This is a genomic window from Mesorhizobium sp. M1006, from assembly GCF_040318825.1.
Classification (GTDB): domain Bacteria; phylum Pseudomonadota; class Alphaproteobacteria; order Rhizobiales; family Rhizobiaceae; genus Mesorhizobium.
The window spans coordinates 1-537 of the sequence record NZ_JAMYMZ010000169.1 but is presented as its reverse complement, the minus strand read 5'-3'; the positions used below and the strand labels follow the sequence as shown (position 1 = coordinate 537).

Annotated in this window: 1 protein-coding gene; it reads left to right on the top strand. The window is 59.4% G+C overall.

Translation table 11 applies throughout. The features are described from left to right. The coding region (locus NKH60_RS35080; protein WP_352503948.1) for a DUF1259 domain-containing protein at positions 1 to 522 on the top strand (522 nt) is incomplete at its 5' end. Positions 523 to 537 lie beyond the last annotated feature (15 nt).

The following is a 537-nucleotide window of genomic DNA, read 5'->3' as shown; positions in this document are numbered from 1 at the left end:
ATGACACTCTACATGCACGTCTTCGGCCAGGGCGACCCGGTTACGCTCGCCACAGCGCTTCATGCCGGATTGGCGCTGAGCAAAACACCGATGGGAGGCGGCGCCCAGCCGCAAGCCGCACCACAGATCGAGTTCGACACGGCCGGTGTCGACCAAACCATCGGTTATAAGGGTAAGGCCAATGGCGCGGTCTACCAGTTCACGATCTCGCGCGCTGAGCCGGTCGAGGAAAATGGAATGGAAGTGCCGGCGGCCATGGGCTCGGCAATAGCGATTAACTTCCAATCGACAGGTGGCGGCAAGGCGGCGATCACGGGTGATTTTGTGCTGACAGCAAAGGAGGTCAATCCGGTTATCAAAGCCATGCTGGATAACGGCATCGAGATCACCGCGTTGCATAGCCACATGCTCGATGAGCAACCGCGGCTCTTCTTCATGCATTTCTGGGCGTACGACGATGCGCAGAAGCTGGCGAAAGGACTGCGCGCAGCCCTCGACAAGGTCGCCGTCAAAAAGAGCTAGATTGGGCGTCCGCGC